The sequence below is a fragment of the Haliea atlantica genome, from assembly GCF_054779855.1.
Genome location: NZ_BAAGXL010000010.1, coordinates 16,583 through 32,733, shown reverse-complemented (window position 1 = coordinate 32,733; position 16,151 = coordinate 16,583). Strand labels below are relative to the sequence as shown.

15 protein-coding genes are annotated in these 16,151 nt (G+C 65.5%); 6 read left to right on the top strand and 9 right to left on the bottom strand.

Going from position 1 to position 16,151, the window contains the following annotated elements; genetic code table 11:
- Window position 1: 1 nt before the first annotated feature.
- Window positions 2-1,363, bottom strand: a complete 1,362-nt coding sequence (miaB, locus tag ACYVGS_RS09295; protein ID WP_460588405.1) for a MiaB/RimO family radical SAM methylthiotransferase — start codon at window positions 1,361-1,363, stop codon at window positions 2-4.
- Window positions 1,364-1,538: 175 nt separating this feature from the next.
- On the opposite strand from miaB, the gene ACYVGS_RS09290 reads away from it, so the two are divergent.
- Entirely contained in the window at window positions 1,539-1,886 is a 348-nt protein-coding gene (locus tag ACYVGS_RS09290; protein WP_460588404.1) for a DUF1820 family protein, read from the top strand.
- A 66-nt stretch (window positions 1,887-1,952) separates the two neighbouring features.
- Here the strand turns inward: ACYVGS_RS09290 and ACYVGS_RS09285 are convergent, their stop codons facing one another.
- Window positions 1,953-3,230 (bottom strand): PLP-dependent aminotransferase family protein, encoded by a 1,278-nt coding sequence (locus ACYVGS_RS09285; protein ID WP_460588403.1) that lies wholly within the window; start codon window positions 3,228-3,230, stop codon window positions 1,953-1,955.
- A gap of 143 nt (window positions 3,231-3,373) precedes the next feature.
- Between ACYVGS_RS09285 and lon the strand changes: the two genes are divergently transcribed.
- The gene (gene lon, locus ACYVGS_RS09280) at window positions 3,374-5,785 is read left to right on the top strand and encodes an endopeptidase La (protein ID WP_460588402.1); all 2,412 of its coding nucleotides are present in this window, start codon (window positions 3,374-3,376) and stop codon (window positions 5,783-5,785) included.
- A 10-nt stretch (window positions 5,786-5,795) separates the two neighbouring features.
- Here the strand turns inward: lon and ACYVGS_RS09275 are convergent, their stop codons facing one another.
- The 3 genes from ACYVGS_RS09275 to cmoA form a co-directional block, all read right to left on the bottom strand.
- The gene (locus tag ACYVGS_RS09275) at window positions 5,796-6,641 is read right to left on the bottom strand and encodes a cupin domain-containing protein (protein ID WP_460588401.1); all 846 of its coding nucleotides are present in this window, start codon (window positions 6,639-6,641) and stop codon (window positions 5,796-5,798) included.
- Between the two features lie 150 nt (window positions 6,642-6,791).
- Window positions 6,792-7,769 (bottom strand): tRNA 5-methoxyuridine(34)/uridine 5-oxyacetic acid(34) synthase CmoB, encoded by a 978-nt coding sequence (gene cmoB, locus ACYVGS_RS09270; RefSeq protein ID WP_460588400.1) that lies wholly within the window; start codon window positions 7,767-7,769, stop codon window positions 6,792-6,794.
- A 51-nt stretch (window positions 7,770-7,820) separates the two neighbouring features.
- On the bottom strand, window positions 7,821-8,552 hold the full coding sequence (cmoA, locus tag ACYVGS_RS09265; protein WP_460588399.1) for a class I SAM-dependent methyltransferase: 732 nt from the start codon (window positions 8,550-8,552) through the stop codon (window positions 7,821-7,823).
- 57 nt (window positions 8,553-8,609) lie between these two features.
- Between cmoA and ACYVGS_RS09260 the strand changes: the two genes are divergently transcribed.
- Together ACYVGS_RS09260 and ACYVGS_RS09255 are read left to right on the top strand one after the other, a co-directional pair.
- Window positions 8,610-9,548: an aminotransferase class IV gene (locus ACYVGS_RS09260; RefSeq protein ID WP_460588398.1), complete on the top strand. Its 939-nt coding sequence runs from the start codon at window positions 8,610-8,612 to the stop codon at window positions 9,546-9,548.
- A gap of 3 nt (window positions 9,549-9,551) precedes the next feature.
- The gene (locus tag ACYVGS_RS09255; RefSeq protein ID WP_460588397.1) at window positions 9,552-10,301 is read left to right on the top strand and encodes a sulfotransferase-like domain-containing protein; all 750 of its coding nucleotides are present in this window, start codon (window positions 9,552-9,554) and stop codon (window positions 10,299-10,301) included.
- 8 nt (window positions 10,302-10,309) lie between these two features.
- Here the strand turns inward: ACYVGS_RS09255 and ACYVGS_RS09250 are convergent, their stop codons facing one another.
- The 3 genes from ACYVGS_RS09250 to ACYVGS_RS09240 form a co-directional block, all read right to left on the bottom strand.
- Window positions 10,310-10,705 (bottom strand): type II toxin-antitoxin system VapC family toxin, encoded by a 396-nt coding sequence (locus tag ACYVGS_RS09250; protein WP_460588396.1) that lies wholly within the window; start codon window positions 10,703-10,705, stop codon window positions 10,310-10,312.
- 14 nt (window positions 10,706-10,719) lie between these two features.
- Entirely contained in the window at window positions 10,720-10,950 is a 231-nt protein-coding gene (locus tag ACYVGS_RS09245) for an antitoxin (RefSeq protein WP_460588395.1), read from the bottom strand.
- Between the two features lie 86 nt (window positions 10,951-11,036).
- Window positions 11,037-11,600: a phosphoribosyltransferase gene (locus tag ACYVGS_RS09240; protein ID WP_460588394.1), complete on the bottom strand. Its 564-nt coding sequence runs from the start codon at window positions 11,598-11,600 to the stop codon at window positions 11,037-11,039.
- A gap of 188 nt (window positions 11,601-11,788) precedes the next feature.
- Here ACYVGS_RS09240 and ACYVGS_RS09235 point away from each other — a divergent pair, with 188 nt between their 5' ends.
- Window positions 11,789-12,985: an amino acid aminotransferase gene (locus ACYVGS_RS09235; RefSeq protein WP_460588393.1), complete on the top strand. Its 1,197-nt coding sequence runs from the start codon at window positions 11,789-11,791 to the stop codon at window positions 12,983-12,985.
- 30 nt (window positions 12,986-13,015) lie between these two features.
- Here the strand turns inward: ACYVGS_RS09235 and ACYVGS_RS09230 are convergent, their stop codons facing one another.
- The gene (locus ACYVGS_RS09230) at window positions 13,016-14,947 is read right to left on the bottom strand and encodes an ATP-binding cassette domain-containing protein (protein ID WP_460588392.1); all 1,932 of its coding nucleotides are present in this window, start codon (window positions 14,945-14,947) and stop codon (window positions 13,016-13,018) included.
- A 97-nt stretch (window positions 14,948-15,044) separates the two neighbouring features.
- Here ACYVGS_RS09230 and ACYVGS_RS09225 point away from each other — a divergent pair, with 97 nt between their 5' ends.
- On the top strand, window positions 15,045-16,085 hold the full coding sequence (locus ACYVGS_RS09225) for a COX15/CtaA family protein (RefSeq protein WP_460588391.1): 1,041 nt from the start codon (window positions 15,045-15,047) through the stop codon (window positions 16,083-16,085).
- The last annotated feature ends 66 nt before the right edge of the window (window positions 16,086-16,151 follow it).

The window sequence follows — 16,151 nt, the reverse complement described above, 5'->3', positions numbered from 1 at the left end:
GTCAACCAGTTGCCCGCATCGGATGCCCGGGCGCCAGCTGGCCGCGCAGGGAGTTGGGCAGGGCCTCGAGGATCTCCACGTCGACGAAATCGCCGATCAGGCCGTGATCGTCGCAGCGGAAGTTGACCACGCGGTTGTTTTCCGTGCGCCCCTGCAGCTGGCCTGGGTCCTTTTTCGAGGGGCCGCTGACCAGGATGCGCTGGGTGCTGCCGACCATGCGCCGGCTGATTGCCTGGGCCTGCTGCAGGATGCGGGCCTGGAGGATCTGCAGGCGCTGCTTCTTGACCGCTTCGTCGGTGTCGTCGGGCAGCTCCGCGGCGGGGGTGCCGGGGCGGGCGCTGTAGACGAAACTGAAGGAAGTGTCGAAGCCGATGTCGTCGATCAGCTGCATGGTGGCGGCGAAGTCGGCCTCGCTTTCACCGGGGAAACCGATGATAAAGTCCGAGGAAATGCTGATATCGGGGCGTATCTTGCGTAAACGTCGGATTTTTGACTTGTACTCCAGGGCGGTGTGGCCGCGCTTCATGGCCATCAGCACGCGGTCGGAACCGCTCTGCACCGGCAGGTGCAGGTGGTCCACCAGCTGGGGGATCTCGGCGTAGGCCTGGATCAGGGCGTCGGAGAACTCCACCGGGTGGGAGGTGGTATAGCGGATGCGCTCGATACCCGGAATGCGGGCGACGAAGTGCAGCAGTTCGGCAAAATCGACCGTCTCGCCCAGGTGGTTGTCGCCGCGGTAGGCGTTGACGTTCTGCCCCAGCAGGTTCACCTCGCGCACGCCGCCGGCGGCCAGGTGGGCGATTTCCGCGATGACGTCGTCCAAGGGGCGGGAGACTTCCTCGCCCCGGGTGTAGGGCACCACACAGAAGGTGCAGTACTTGCTGCAGCCCTCCATGATGGAGACAAAAGCGGTGGGCCCCTCGACTTTGGGCTCCGGCAGGCGATCGAATTTCTCGATTTCCGGGAAACTCACGTCCACCACCAGGGTGCCGCCGGGGCCGCGGGTGGCGCGCTCCGCCATCATTTCCGGCAGGCGGTGCAGGGTCTGGGGGCCGAAGACCAGGTCCACGTAGGGGGCCCGCTTGCCGATCTCGGCGCCTTCCTGGCTGGCCACGCAGCCCCCCACGCCGATGATCAGGTCGGGATTCTTCTGTTTCAGGTGCTTCCAGCGCCCCAGCTGGTGAAAGACCTTTTCCTGGGCTTTCTCGCGGATCGAGCAGGTGTTCAGAAGCAGGACATCCGCCTCCTCGGGCGTGTCCGTGGGCGTCAGGCCGTGACTGTCCTGGAGCAGGTCGCGCATGCGCGCGGAATCGTACTCGTTCATCTGGCAGCCGTGGGTCTGGATGTAGAGCTTCTTGCTCACGGGTCCTCTTTGCTCCCGGATCGGGGGCTGGTCAAAAAATGGGCGGCAATTATACCCATTTGACCCGCCGGCGCACAGGGGGCCGGTAGCTGGCGGGTGCCCGGAGTGGTAGTATTCGCCCCCTTTCCACAGCCACCCGCCGCCCCCTCCGTGGCGGCGACGCGAAGAGGTCGCAATGCCCAGCCAGCCCGTCTACAAGGTGATCTTCCACAACGCCAACCAGGTGTTTGAGGTGTTTGCCCGCCAGATCTACCAGAGCGACATGTGGGGCTTTATCGAGATCGAGGAATTCGTGTTCGGGGAGCGCTCACAGATCCTGGTGGATCCGGGCGAGGAAAAGCTGAAAACCGAGTTCGCCGGGGTCAAGCGCAGTTATGTACCGCTGCAGGCGATCATCCGTATCGACGAGGTGGAAAAAGAGGGGCCGGCCAAAGTTTCCGACGCCCCCGCCGGCAGCAGCCGCGGCAACGTCACCTCCTTCCCGGTACCCGGCATGCAGCCGCAGGTCGGCCGCGACGACTGAGGATGGGTCCCGGGGGCCCGGCGGGCCCCCAGTAGTGAAGGTATGACGCGTCTCGCGAGGGCGCCTTCAGGCGCCCAGTTTGTGCTTCACCGACGCCAGTTTCACGCACACCACGAAGGCTTCCATGCTCGCTTCCAGGTCCTCGAGAGAGGGAAAGCTGGGCGAGATGCGGATATTGCGGTTCTCCGGGTCCTTGCCGTAGGGGAAGGTGGCGCCGGCCGGGGTCAGCTTGACGCCGATCTTGCCGGCCAGGTCGACAATTTCCTGGGCCAGCCCGGGCAGGGCGTCAAAGGAAACAAAATAGCCTCCCTCGGGCGCGGTCCAGCTGCCCATGCCGGTGTCGCCGAGCTCGCGCTCCAGGGTATTCAGTACGCAGTCGAAGCGCGGTTTCAGCAGCTCCGCATGGCGCGCCATGTGGGCGGCCAGGGTGTCGCTGTCCTTGAGGAAGCGCACATGGCGCAGCTGGTTGACCTTGTCCGGGCCGATGGTCTGGAAGGCCAGGTGGGCCTTGAGGGCGGAAAGGTTGCGTTCGGAGCTGCCGACGAAGGCGACGCCGGCGCCGGCGAAGGTCACCTTGGAGGTGGAGCCGAACTGGAAAATGCCGTCCATGGTCTCGAAGCGCCGGGCGTATTCGCTGATGGAGGCCAGCGCCGTGGCATCCTCGCGCAACTGGTGCACGGCGTAGGCGTTGTCCCACATGACGATGAAGTCTTCCGAAGCCAGTTTGGGCAGCCGCGCGAGGCGTTCCACCGTGGCGTCGTCGTAGACGCAACCGGTGGGGTTGGAGAAGCGCGGCACGCACCAGATCCCTTTGATCGCAGGATCCTCCGCCACCAGGCGCTCGACTTCATCCATGTCCGGCCCGGTGTCGAGCATCGGCACGTTGATCATTTCAATGCCGAGGTACTCGCACACAGAGAAGTGGCGGTCGTAGCCGGGCACCGGGCAGAGAAACTTCACCGTGTCGAGGTTGGCCCAGGCACTTTCCTGGCCGCGCAGGCCTTCGCTGAGGGCGAAGTCCATCACCTGGTACATCAGGGTCAGGGAGCTGTTGCCTCCCACCAGGGTCTCTTCGGGGCGGGTGCCGAGTACCTCACCGAACAGGGCGCGGGCCTCGGGCAGGCCATCCAGGCCGCCGTAGTTGCGGGCATCGGTGCCGTCGGCGGCGCGGTAGTCGCCGCCCAGAATACCGTCCAGCGCATCGGAAAGACTGACCTGGGCCGCACTCGGCTTGCCGCGGGTGATGTCCAGATTGAGTTTCCGCGCCGCCAGTTGATCGAAGCGGTCGTAGAGATCCTGGAGTTGTTCGCGCAGTTGGGGCTCACTGGCCTGGTCGATGTGCAACGTGGTGTCCTCGCATAAGGCGTGGGTGAAAAACGTCGAGTATAACGCGAGCACGGGCACGACAGAACCGGGGCGCGGCTTGAAATGGGGTATGGCGCACCCATATCCCCTGACAGTGCAGCCACAGTCAGGAAGCGGAAGTTATGAGTGATGACCAGGTCTATCCCGAAGGTGAATCCCGACACGCCCCCGCGGTGGCGGAGGACGTGCTGCCCGAGACCCTGCACCTGATCCCGATCCCCAACCGGCCGTTTTTCCCCGGCCAGATCCAGCCGGTCATCATCAACCCCCGGGAATGGGGGAGCACCCTCGAGGCTGTCGCGAAGGACGGCCACGGGCTGGTCGGGCTGTCCTATGTCGAGCAGCACGAGGCCGGCAACAGCCGGGCCTCCAGCTTCCCGCAAATCGGTTGCGTGGTGCGTCTGCACCGGCCGCCCTCGGGCGGTGGCGACAACCCGGGTCAGTTCCTGGCCCAGGGCATCAAGCGTTTTCGCATTGTGCGCTGGCTGAACGACGAGCCACCCTATCGCGTGCAGGTGGAGTATCCCCGCAGCCAGGGGGACCGCGACAGCGACGAGATCAAGGCCTACGCGATGGCCCTGATCAAGGAAATCAAGGAGTTGCTGCCGCTCAACCCGCTCTACGGCGAGGAGCTGAAGCAGTACCTGGGCAATTTCAGCCCCAACCAGCCCAGCGTCCTGACCGACTTTTCCGCAGCCCTGACCTCGGCCAAGGGCGATGAGCTGCAGGAAATCCTCGATACCCTGCCGCTGCTGGCGCGCATGGAGAAGGTCCTGCTGCTGCTGCGTCACGAGCGCGAGGTGGCGGAGCTCCAGGGCAAGATCACCAGCCAGGTCAACGAGAAGGTCTCGGAGCAGCAGCGACAATTCTTCCTGCGCGAGCAGCTCAAGGTGATCCAGAAGGAGCTGGGCATCTCCAAGGATGACCGCAGCACCGACGTCGAGCTGTTCGAGGAGCGCATGGACGCGCTGACGATGCCGGAGCCGGTGGAAAAGCGGCTGCGGGACGAGCTGCAGAAACTGTCCATCCTGGAGACCGGCTCCCCCGAATACGGGGTCACCCGCACCTACCTCGACTGGGCCACCCAGGTGCCCTGGGGGGTGACCAGTGAAGACCACCTGGAGCTGAAGCACGCCCGCGAGGTGCTCGACGCCCACCACGACGGCCTGGAGGATGTGAAAAAGCGCATCCTGGAGTTCCTGGCGGTGGGCGCCTTCAAGGGCGAGATCAAGGGCTCCATTCTGTTGCTGGTGGGGCCGCCCGGGGTGGGCAAGACCAGCATCGGCCGCTCGGTGGCGGATGCCCTGGGCCGCGAGTTCTACCGCTTCAGCCTCGGCGGCATGCGCGACGAGGCGGAGATCAAGGGGCACCGCCGCACCTACATCGGCGCCATGCCCGGCAAGTTCGTGCAGGCCTTGAAGGAGGTCAAGGTCGCCAACCCGGTGATCATGCTCGACGAGATCGACAAGATCGGCGCTTCCTTCCGTCGCGACCCCGCCTCGGCCCTGCTGGAAGTGCTCGACCCCGAGCAGAACAGTGACTTCCTCGATCACTACCTGGACCTGCGGGTGGATCTGTCCCAGGTGCTGTTCGTCTGCACCGCCAACCAGCTGGACACGATTCCCGGCCCGCTGCTGGACCGCATGGAGATCCTGCGCCTGTCCGGTTACGTGGCCGAGGAGAAGCTGGCGATTGCCCGCAATCACCTGTGGCCCAAACTGCGCAAGCGCCACGGTCTGAAGAGCGATCAATTGAAGATCAACGACCCGGCGCTCAAGTACGTGATCGAGAGCTACTGCCGGGAAGCCGGGGTGCGCAACCTCGAGAAGCAACTGTCCCGGATCATGCGCAAGTCGATCGTGCGCCTGGTCGAGGGCGAGGCCGAGCGCATCCGCATCGGCAAGAAGGATATCGAGTCCCTGTTGGGCAAGCCCGTGTTCCACGCGGAAAAACTCCTGCGCGGACCGGGCGTGGCGACCGGCCTCGCCTGGACCGCCATGGGCGGTGCCACCCTGGCCATCGAATCCTCCCAGGTGCACACCCTGAACCGCGGTTTCAAGCTCACCGGGCGCCTCGGCGACACCATGAAGGAGTCGGCGGAGATCGCCTACAGCTATGTGGTCTCACACCTCAAGGACTACGGCTGCGACCCGGACTTCTTTGACACCAGCATGGTCCACCTGCACGTGCCCGAGGGTGCCACGCCCAAGGACGGCCCGAGTGCCGGCATTACCATGGCCACGGCGCTGATTTCCCTGTCCCGCCAGGAGCGCATCCGGCGGCCCCTGGCGATGACCGGCGAGCTCACCCTGACCGGGCAGGTGCTGCCGGTGGGCGGGATTCGCGAGAAGGTCATCGCGGCCCGCCGGGTGAAGATCATGGAGCTGATCCTGCCCGACGCCAACCGCCGGGACTTCGAGGAGCTGCCAGACTACCTGCGCGAGGGAATGGATGTGCACTTCGCGCGGAACTACCGCGAGGTCTTCGAGATCGTGTTCCAGGATCACCAGCGGGGGAAGAAGCCGCTGCACTGAGCGGCGCCCCTCACCAGGGAACTGGCATGGGCAGCGCCTTGGCATCCTCGCGCAGGGGTTCCGGCAAAACCGGACGGTAGGGGCGCGAGTAGGTGAAGGGCTGTACGTCCTCGGTCCAGACATTTTCATGAATGCCGCCGACAAAACGGATCAGTGAGAGCGATCCGGCGCGGGACCCAAAGGGCCCGTGGGGAATGTGGGGTGGTCGCCAGAAGTAGGCGCCCGCCTGCATGGTGCCCTGGGGCCCGGTGAGGTCGCCGGCGATCAGGAAGGCTTCCTCGGGGGTCGGGTGCGACTCCTCAGGGCCCGCCCAGTTGGTGGGGTGGGTTTGCGGGGCCGTCATGAAAAGGAAGGTTTTCTGGCCGTCTACCGGATCGATGCGCAGTATCTTGCGCGCCGGCAGCAGGTGCGCCAGCCGGTGGTCCAGCATGCTGCGGTCCCAGACCATGCGGTAGGTATCGACAAAGGGCACCGCGGGCCGGTTCACGGCTCGCGCCTGGGTGTCCGGGTCATCCTCTGCGTCGATGGGGTCGGCATCGAACATGCGCAGCAGCATGGCGCCCCGGGGCGAGTAGCAATCCCGGCGTTCGTGTCCGGCGGGAAAAAAGCCGTAACAGCCGGCTGAATACTCGTATCCGTTGAGATAATAGCTGCCGGCCAGCACGTAGAATTCCTCGCCGGCGGCGATCGGGCGGGCGTTTTCGAAGTGAAAGTCCGGATCGAGACGCTGCAGGAGCGTCAGCGCGCCGCTCTCCTGATCGTGGCTGAGCACTTTTCGCCAGGCCTTGTCGATATTGGGCTCGGCTTGCCAGCTCAGGCACTGCGCCTGGATAAACTCGATATGTGGCCGCCCCATGCGCGCTCCCTTATCGCTGATTGCGGTCTGTCGTCCGCCGGTGTGGTCGAGGGACCTAGCCTAAAGCAAGTGCCGCGGGGCGACCTTGATTAGTATCAAGGGTCAATGGCGCACGAGGCCCCACGGGGGGTGGCGGGGCGGGCTGGCCTTTTACCCCGGTGCCCAGGCCGTCACCACCGCCCGCCGCGGCGCCGGGTAGCCTTCCAGGGTGCGGCTGGGGTCCTCGGGGTGGAGGAAGTCTGCCAGCGACTGAAAGCGCATCCACTCTGTACTGCGCTGCTCCTCGGTCGAGGTTACGCTGACGTCGACCACTTTCGGCTCGCGGAATTTCAGCTTGCGCAACCAGCCCAGCAGGCTGTCGCAACTGGGCAGAAACCAGACATTACCCATGCGCGCGTAGCGGCCCTGGGGCACCAGGGTGGCGCCGGGGCCGCCTTCGATGACCAGGGTTTCCAGCACCAGCTGGCCACCGGGTCGCAGACAATCGCGCAGTTCCTGCAGGTGGTCCATGGGTGAGCGGCGGTGATAGAGGACGCCCATCGAGAACACTGTGTCGAAGGCCTGCAGCCTGGGCGGGACATGCTGAATGCCCAGGGGCAGGACCCACACGCCGGGCTGCCGCAGGTACTTCTGCAGAGCTAGAAATTGCAGCACGAAGAGGGGCGTGGGGTCGATGCCGATGACTTCGCTGGCCCCGGCGCCGGCCATGCGCCAGCAGTGGTAGCCGCTGCCGCAGCCCACGTCCAGCACGCGCCGGCCGTTGAGGTCATCCAGGTGGGGCGCGATGCGCTCCCATTTCCAGTCCGAGCGCCACTCGGTATCGATTTGCACGCCGAACAGCTCGAAGGGGCCCTTGCGCCAGGGGTGCAGCCCCTGGAGGGTGTCCCGCAGGCTGGCGCGTGCGGTTTCCGATAGCGGTGGGTCGCAGTCGGCGCCCACCCGGGCGCGGTCCAGGTGGCGCTGGCTGACGGGGAGTTCGGGCAATGCCTCCAGGACCGCCTGCCAGCGCGGCAGGTCGCCGTAGCGCTCCACGGAGAGGCCGCGCTCGACCTGGGCCGGCAGTTTTTCCGCCCAGGCGGCCAGCGGGCCCTCCCGCCAGCGTTCCAGCAGAGTTTGCAGATCGATCATCTCAGCGAGCGTTCCCATACCTGTTGCTGTGCTGCGGGCTGTGGACAGGTCTCACTTCAGGGCCACCAGGGAGGCGAAGTTGAAGCACTGGAACCACACCTCGCAGCTGCTGAAACCGACGCGGCGCGCGCGCTCGCGATGCTGGTTGAGGGTTTCACGGCGCAGCACGCCCTCCAGGGAGTCGCGCTTCTGGGCAATCTCCAGGTCGCTGTAGCCATTGGCGCGCTTGAAATCGTGGTGCAACTCGATGTTCAGGGCGTCGAGGCGCGGGTCCTCGAAGACCACTTTCTCCGAAAGGACCAGGATACCGCCGGGGCGAAGGCCATCGAAAATGCGCTGAATGACGGCGTCGCGGGCTTCCCGCGGGATGAACTGCAGGGTGAAATTGAGCACCACCACCGAGGCGTTCTCGATCGGCACGTCCACCAGGTCGGCGCAGACCAGTTCCACCGGGAGCTCGTGGCTGTCGGTATCGATCACCGTGCGGCAGCGGATCAGCATGGCGTCCGAGCTGTCGACCCCGACAATCACACAGTCCCGGTGCTGCACATTCTGGCGCATGGCCAGAGTGGAGGCACCCAGGGAGCAGCCGAGGTCGTACAGGCGGCTGCCGGGGGTGGCAAAGCGCCCCGCCAGCAGGCCGGTCATGGCCACGATGGTGGTGTAGCCGGGCACGGAGCGCTTGATCATGTCCGGGAAAACCCGGGCCACGCTGTCGTCAAAGCGGAAGGCGCTGGGTTCGGGCACTGGCTTTGCGTATAGTGTGTCGCGGTCGTCGCTCACGCGGAATATCCCTGCTGAAACCGCCGGCCAGTTTACCACGCAGCAGCGGAGCCCGGCATGCAAGGTACCCATGAAACCGCGGGTGATGCCCGCAACGCCGACATCCTCATTGAGATCAACGGTGAACATTTTCACCGGGATCAGGCGCGCATCTCGGTGTTCGATTCCGGCTTCATTCTCGGTGACGGAGTCTGGGAGGGCCTGCGGGTGGAGCGCGGTACCGTGCTCTTCCTGGAGCGCCATCTGGAGCGCCTGTACGAGGGCATGAAGACCCTCGACTTCCAGCCGGATTTCACCCGCGAGGACCTGGCGCGGCGGCTGTACCGCTTGTTGGCGGCCAACGGCATGGACGACGGCGTGCATGTCCGCCTGATGGTGTCCCGGGGCGTGAAAGCCACGCCATACCAGGACCCGCGCATGACCATCACCCCGCCCACGGTGGTGATCATCCCCGAGTACAAGGCGGCCCTGCCGGAGGTCGTGGAGCAGGGCGTACGCTTGTACACGGTTTACGTGCGCCGGGGCTATTCCGACGTGCAGGATCCCAGCCTCAACACCCACTCCAAGCTGAACTGCATTGGCGCTTGCATCCAGGCAGCGAAGGCCGGCGCGGACGAGGCCCTGATGCTGGACCCCCACGGCTTTGTCGCCACCTGCAATTCCACCCACTTCTTCATTGTGCGCCGCGGCGAGCTGTGGACGTCTACCGGGGACTATTGCCTGGATGGCATCACCCGGGAGAAGGTATTGATGATGGGGCGCGAACTGGGCATGACCGTGCGCGAGACCAATTTCACCCTGACCGATGTCTACAATGCCGAGGAGGCCTTCGTCACCGGAACCTTTGCCGGTCTGGTGCCGGTCACCGAGGTGGATGGCCGGGTGATCGGCGAGCCCGGGGGCGAGAAACCTGTGGTCAGGCGCCTACAGGCCCACTATCGCGAAGTGGTGGCGCGCTACATCGACGGGCCCGGTCGCGAACACCCGAGGGGCTGAGCCGTGGAAATACTGCGCATCGCCATGTGGTCGGGGCCGCGGAACATCAGCACGGCGCTGATGCGCGCCTTCGAGAACCGCCCCGACTGCGCGGTGGTAGACGAGCCTTTCTATGGCCACTACCTGAGCGCCACGGGGCTTGAGCACCCGGATGCGAGGGCAATCATGGCCAGCATGAGCTGTGATTGGGACGAGGTGGCTCGCCAGCTCTGCGAGGACCTGCCGGCGACGGCGGATCCGGCCAGCTGTCGGGTGTTCTATCAGAAACACATGACCCAGCACATCCTGCCGCACAGGGACATGGGCTGGACCGATGCCTTGAGCAACTGCTTCCTGATCCGTGAGCCGCGGCGCATCATCGCCTCCTATGCCAGGGTGCGCCCGCACTTCGCGGTGGAGGAGCTGGGCTTTCCCCAGCAATGGGCGCTGTTCCAGCGGGTGGCGGACCGCCTGGGGCAGGCGCCGCCGGTGATCGACTCCGCACGTACGCTGGAAAATCCGGAGCGGGTGCTGCGGGCCCTCTGTGGGCGCCTGGGTATTCCCTTCGTCGAACAGATGCTGCACTGGCCCGCCGGGCGCCGGGACAGCGATGGTGTGTGGGCGCCCCACTGGTATGCGGCGGTGGAGGCTTCCACCGGCTTCCAGCGGGTTAGTGAAGTGCCGCTGGCGGAGGTGCCGGTGCCGGCGGGTTGCGAAGCCATGTGTGAGCAGGCGGAGGTGATTTACGCGCGCCTGTTAGAGCACGCGCTGTAGAGGGTCGTTTACCCGCTAAGCCAATTTTCCAGTTTCAATTGCGGGATTCGACCAAACTCCCGGGTATTGTTTGTCACCAGTACCAGATCAAGTTCGAGTGCGTGAGCGGCAATCCACAAATCATTGCCCCCGATGATATTGCCGGCCTTTTCCAGTGCGCTGCGGATGCCGCCGTAGTGTATCCCGGTTGTGGCAGGTAACGGCACGACGGGAAGCAACTCCACCAGGCGTTGTAGATTGCTCAATGCGGCGGCTGCCTCGCGACTTTTCAAGGCGCCGTTGTATAGCTCGCCGTAGGTGATGGTTGAAATGACCACCTCTCCGGGACGCAATTGGCGGAAGCGTTCCTCAACGCCCGGCGGGCGCCGTTTGCGGAGATAAATGCAGGTATCCGTATCCAGCATGTAGCACGCTGGCATCAGTCGAAGTCCCGTTCCTGAGCGGGTAGATCCTGGCGGCCTTCGGCCATGAAGTCCTCAGGCATGCCGGCAAGGATATCCAGAACCTCCGCAAGGTTCTGGCGCTTCGGGCGCAGGACCAGCTCGTCCCCGCGGCGGAATATCTCCACTTCGGACACATCCAGCTGAAATTCACGGGGAATGCGGACCGCCTGTGAATTGCCGTTCTGGAAGACGCGTGTTGTCGTCATGATGAGTCCCAATGTAGATACTTTAGCGTGTGTACTTTAGTTCGCTCCGCGGATAATGGCAAGGATAGATCAGGGCCGACACAGATTCACAGGAATGGCTGCATTTGCTCGAGTATTGCCGTCAGTTCGGGCTTGTGGGCGCGCAGTTCCTCTACCGTGAGGCCATGCAGCTCGTGGGGAAAGACCAGCCAGTCTTCGGTTTCATACAGGTAGAAGTCGGGTCTGCGGCCGCTGCGGTTGCTGTTCGGCTTGTAGTAGGGGGTGGCGATACGGATCTGCGGACAGTGGCGGCCGCAGCGCCGCTGCAGCTCGGCGATGACCTGCGCCAGTGACAGCCCCGAGTCATGGACATCGTCCACCAACAGCAGTCCCTGGTCGGCGCGCAGGCGGTCGACCAGGGGCTCGAGTCCCTCGACTTGGACGTGATTGCCGCGCTCCCCGATTCCCGTGTAGGAAGCGGTGCGGATGGCGCTGTGGTCAGTGTGCACACCGAGGACGTCCAGCAGCTCGTGCACCGCAATGCCCACCGGCGTGCCACCGCGCCACACTCCCACCACGTGGTCCGGCCGAAACCCGCTCTCGAATACCTGCCAGGCCAGGCGAAAGGCGTCCTCGAGAAGTTGCTGCGGGCTGATGAAATGCTTGCGCATGGGAGTATCCCTGGCCTGAAAAACGCGCAGACTAGCACAGGCCAGGGTGGCGCGGGGGCCGGCGCGCGCTATGGCCTGCCGGTTGGCGATTGCGTACACTGCGCTTCTTTCCCGCGTTTCCGCTCCGTTGCCCACCCGGTTCGACGGGCATCCGGGCGCGCAACCTGAACCTGTGAGGACCCTTTGCCATGCTGGACGCACTGGACAAGCTGCCCGACGACCCGATTCTCGGCCTGGCTGCCGCCTGTCGGGCGGACCCGAACCCCCAGAAGGTGGATCTGACGGTCGGCATTTACATGAACGAAGAGGGTGTGTGCCCGGTCTTCGATGCCGTGCAGCTGGCCCAGCGGGCGCTGATAGAGAGCGAGACCACCAAGGCCTACCTGCCGCCGGCCGGGGACGCCGATTTCAATCGCGCCATGCAGGCGCTGGTGCTGGGCGCGGGCAGCACTGCCCTGGCAGCCGGGCGCGTGACCAGCATCCAGACCCCCGGGGGCTGCGGCGCCCTGCGTATTGGTGCCGAGGTGATTCACGCCGCCGCGCCGGGCGCGACGGTCTGGGTGTCCGACCCGACCTGGCCGGTGCATATCCCCCTGCTGGGCAGTGTCGGCCTCAAGTTCGAGACCTACCGCTACTACGAGCCCGCCAGCCACGGGGTCAATTTCAGCGCCATGCTGGAGGACATCCGGCGCGCCGGTAAGGGCGATGTGGTGCTGCTCCACGGCTGCTGTCACAACCCCTGCGGCGCCGACCTGTCCCTGGAACAGTGGGCGGAAGTCGCCACCCTGGCGGAGCAGCAGGGCTTCACGCCCATGGTGGATATCGCCTACCAGGGCCTGGGGGATGGCCTGGAGCAGGACGCCGCGGGTCTGCGCCTGCTGGTTGAGCGCCTGCCGGAGGTGATCATCGCCGCCTCCTGCTCGAAAAACCTTGGCCTCTACCGCGAGCGCACCGGCGCGGCCCTGTTTGTTACCGACAGTCCGGCACGTGCGGACGCGGTGCTCAGCCAGGCCCAGGTCGCGGCCCGCCGGGTCTATTCCATGCCCCCCGCCCACGGCGCCCTGCTGGCCGGGCGGGTGCTGAATGACCCCGACCTGCGGGAAAACTGGGAGAGCGAGCTCCAGGCCATGTGCCGGCGCATCAACGGATTGCGCACCAGCCTGGTGAGCAAGCTGCAGCAGTGCACCGACCGCGACTTCGGCTTTATCGAGCGGGAGAAGGGTATGTTCTCTTTCCTCGGCCTGACCCCGGAGCAGGCCCAGTGCCTGCGCCGGGAGCACAGCGTTTACATGCTGGACTCCTCGCGCATCAACGTGGCGGGCGTCAATGGTGCCAACATCGACTACCTGGCGGAGGCGGTTGGCAAGGTGCTGCAGGGGCACTGAGACCTGCAGCGAGGCGCAGGAGGGCGTTCCTCAGCCCTCCTCGAGTTCCGCCCAGCGTTCAATGGCCGCTTCCAGCTCGGCCTGCACCCCTTCCAGCTCCGCCAGTACCGCCTCCACGGTTTCCCGATCCTGTTGGTAGAAGGCCGGATCCGCCGTGCGGGCTTCCAGGGCGACCTGCTGCTCTTCGAGGGCTTCAATGCGCCCCGGCAGGGCGTCCAGTTCGCGCTGTTCCTTGTAGGAAAGCTTGCGTTTTGCGGACGACGGCGGCGTCGGTGCCGCGGCAGCTTTCTCCGCGGGTGCCGCCGACTGCGGTGCGGATGAGTCCGCCGCCGCTGCAGTGGAGGCGGTATCCGGCTCGCCGGGGGGTCGCGGGGCGGCGAGGCGGCCGCCGCGGGCCTCCCAGTCGCTGTAACCCCCGGCCTGCTCGTCGACACTGCCATCGCCGCGCAAGACCAGGAGCTGGGTGACCACGTGGTCCATGAAGTCGCGGTCGTGACTGACCAGGATCAGGGTGCCCTGGAAGTTGAGCAGGATGTCCTCCAGTAGCTCCAGGGTTTCCACGTCCAGGTCGTTGGTGGGTTCGTCCAGGACCAGCAGGTTGGCGGGCTTGCTGAACAGGCGCGCCAGAATCGCCCGGTTTTGTTCGCCGCCGGAGAGTGCCTTGACCGGGGTGCGCACCCGGTCCGGGGTGAACAGGAAGTCGCCCAGGTAGGAGATGGCGTGGCGGCGCTTGCCATTGATCTCGATGAATTCCTGGCCGCCGCAGACGTTGTCGATCAGGTTCTTCTCCGGGTCCAGGGTGTCCCGCAGCTGATCGGAGTAGGCGATCTCCAGCTTGCTGCCGAGGCTGACCGTGCCGCTGTCCGGCGTGAGCTGGCCCAGCAGCAGCTTGACCAGGGTCGACTTGCCGGCGCCGTTGGCACCGACAATGCCCACGCGGTCACCGCGCTGGATAATGGTGGAGAAGTCGCGGATGATCTGACGCCCCTCGAAGGCCTTGCTGACGTGTTTCAGCTCGGCCACGATCTTGCCCGAGCGCGAGGCGTCCTCCACTGCAAAATTGGCGCTGCCGACCTGTTCGCGGCGCTGCTGGCGCTCCCGGCGCATCGCCTGCAGGGCGCGCACCCGGCCCTCGTTGCGCGTGCGGCGGGCCTTGATCCCCTGGCGAATCCACACCTCCTCCTGGGCCAGCTTCTTGTCGAACAGCTCGTTGGCGCGCTCTTCCGCCTCCAGTTCCTGTTCGCGGTGGCGCAGGAAGCCCTGGTAGCTGCCCTGCCAGGTGCGCAGGTGGCCGCGATCCAGCTCGGCGATGCAGGTGGCCACGTTCTGCAGGAAGCGGCGGTCGTGGGTGATCAGCACGATGGCACCGCGAAACTGGCGCAGCTGCTCCTCCAGCCATTCGATGGCGGGAATATCCAGATGGTTGGTGGGTTCGTCCAGGAGCAGAAGATCGGGGTCGGAGACCAGTGCCCGGGCCAGGGCCACGCGCCGCCGCCAGCCGCCGGAGAGTTCGCCCATCGGCGTGTCCTGGGGCAGCTGCAGCTGGGTCAGGGTGGTTTCCACCCGCTGTTGCAGGTTCCAGCCGTCGACGGCCTCCAGTTGCTGCTGTACCCGCGCCAGCTGGTCCAGGTCCGGGTCGCCGTCCTGCAGCAGGTGATGATAGTCCCGCAACAGCTGGCCGGCCTCCGCCAGGCCCTCGGCGACCACGTCGTACACGCTCTTGTCGTCGGCTTCCGGCAGCGTCTGCAGCAGGCGCGCCACCTTGATGCCCGGGCGCTGCCAGCACTCGCCGCTGTCCGGCACCTGCTCTCCCGCCAGTACCCGCAGCAGGGTGGTCTTGCCGGCGCCGTTGCGGCCGAGCAGACCCCAGCGCTCGCCGCGGTGGATGTCCAGGCTGACCCCGTCCAGCAGAGCGTGGGTGCCGTAGTGCAGTTGCAGATTGTCAAGGCGTAGCAGTGGCATGGGTATCGGCGGTTCAGGGTGGGCGCGCAGTGTACGCCTTTCCGCGGTATTTCCGCTATCATTGCGCCCCGTCTGAACCAGCAGCGAGGGCGACAGCGTGCTCTACCAGCAAACCCAGCATGACCGTCAGGTGGCCGCCTGGCTGATTTTCTGTGCCGCGGTGATCTTCGGCATGATACTGCTGGGCGGTGTCACCCGGCTGACCCACTCGGGCCTGTCGATGGTCGAGTGGCGGCCGCTGATGGGGATTATCCCCCCCCTGACCGAGCAGGCCTGGCTGGATGTCTTCGAGAAGTACCGGCAGTTCCCCGAGTACCAGAAAATCAACCGCGGCATGTCTCTGGACGCTTTCAAGTCCATCTTCATGTACGAGTACCTGCACCGGGTGCTGGGGCGCCTGATCGGGGTGCTGTTCTTTTTCCCCATGCTCTATTTTGCCCTCAAGGGACGTATCCGGGCCGGAATGATGCCCAAGTTATGGGGCCTGTTCCTGCTCGGTGCCTGCCAGGGGCTGCTCGGCTGGTACATGGTCAAGAGCGGACTGGTGGACGATCCCCACGTCAGCCAGTATCGCCTCACGGCGCACCTGGGGCTGGCGGTGCTGATCTACGCCTGGATGCTGTGGTTGATCTACGATTTGCTTACCGCCAGCCCGCGAGCGGGGCAGATGCGGGGCGGGGTGGCGCGTTGGGGGCTGGTGCTGGTGGGCCTGGTCTACCTGATGATCCTCTCCGGCGGCCTGGTGGCGGGCACCCGGGCCGGCTTTGCCTTCAGCACCTGGCCGCTGATGGGCAGCAGTTTCATTCCCCCCGGTCTGTACAGCGGGGATCCGGCGTGGCTGGATGCCTTCGAGGACATCACCGCGATCCAGTTCAATCACCGCATGTTCGCCTACCTCTTGTTCGTGCTGATTCACGGCTTTGCCTTTTTCCTCTGGCGCCGTTTGGGCACCTTCCGCGCCAAAGCGGCCTGCGTGTGCCTGGTATTGGCGCTCTGGCTGCAGGTTACCCTCGGCATCAAGACCCTGCTCCTGCATGTGCCGGTCAGCCTGGCGGCGGCTCACCAGGGCGGCGCGGTCCTCCTGCTCTCTGCTATGCTGTTTGCCGCACACACCGCGAGGCGCGCCCCGGCGCGCTGAGCGCAAGTGCCTCGGCCCCGCCGAGGAAGTCGGGGCGGGCAACGCGGGTGAACCTTTGCCCCTGCA

Coding starts and splice junctions, on each gene's coding strand:
- ACYVGS_RS09290 (WP_460588404.1), top strand. CDS start 1,539: ATGCCCAGCCAGCCCGTCTACAAGGTGATCTTCCACAACGCCAACCAG.
- lon (WP_460588402.1), top strand. CDS start 3,374: ATGAGTGATGACCAGGTCTATCCCGAAGGTGAATCCCGACACGCCCCC.
- ACYVGS_RS09275 (WP_460588401.1), bottom strand. CDS start 6,641: ATGGGGCGGCCACATATCGAGTTTATCCAGGCGCAGTGCCTGAGCTGG.
- cmoB (WP_460588400.1), bottom strand. CDS start 7,769: ATGATCGATCTGCAAACTCTGCTGGAACGCTGGCGGGAGGGCCCGCTG.
- ACYVGS_RS09260 (WP_460588398.1), top strand. CDS start 8,610: ATGCAAGGTACCCATGAAACCGCGGGTGATGCCCGCAACGCCGACATC.
- ACYVGS_RS09250 (WP_460588396.1), bottom strand. CDS start 10,705: ATGCTGGATACGGATACCTGCATTTATCTCCGCAAACGGCGCCCGCCG.
- ACYVGS_RS09245 (WP_460588395.1), bottom strand. CDS start 10,950: ATGACGACAACACGCGTCTTCCAGAACGGCAATTCACAGGCGGTCCGC.
- ACYVGS_RS09240 (WP_460588394.1), bottom strand. CDS start 11,600: ATGCGCAAGCATTTCATCAGCCCGCAGCAACTTCTCGAGGACGCCTTT.
- ACYVGS_RS09235 (WP_460588393.1), top strand. CDS start 11,789: ATGCTGGACGCACTGGACAAGCTGCCCGACGACCCGATTCTCGGCCTG.
- ACYVGS_RS09230 (WP_460588392.1), bottom strand. CDS start 14,947: ATGCCACTGCTACGCCTTGACAATCTGCAACTGCACTACGGCACCCAC.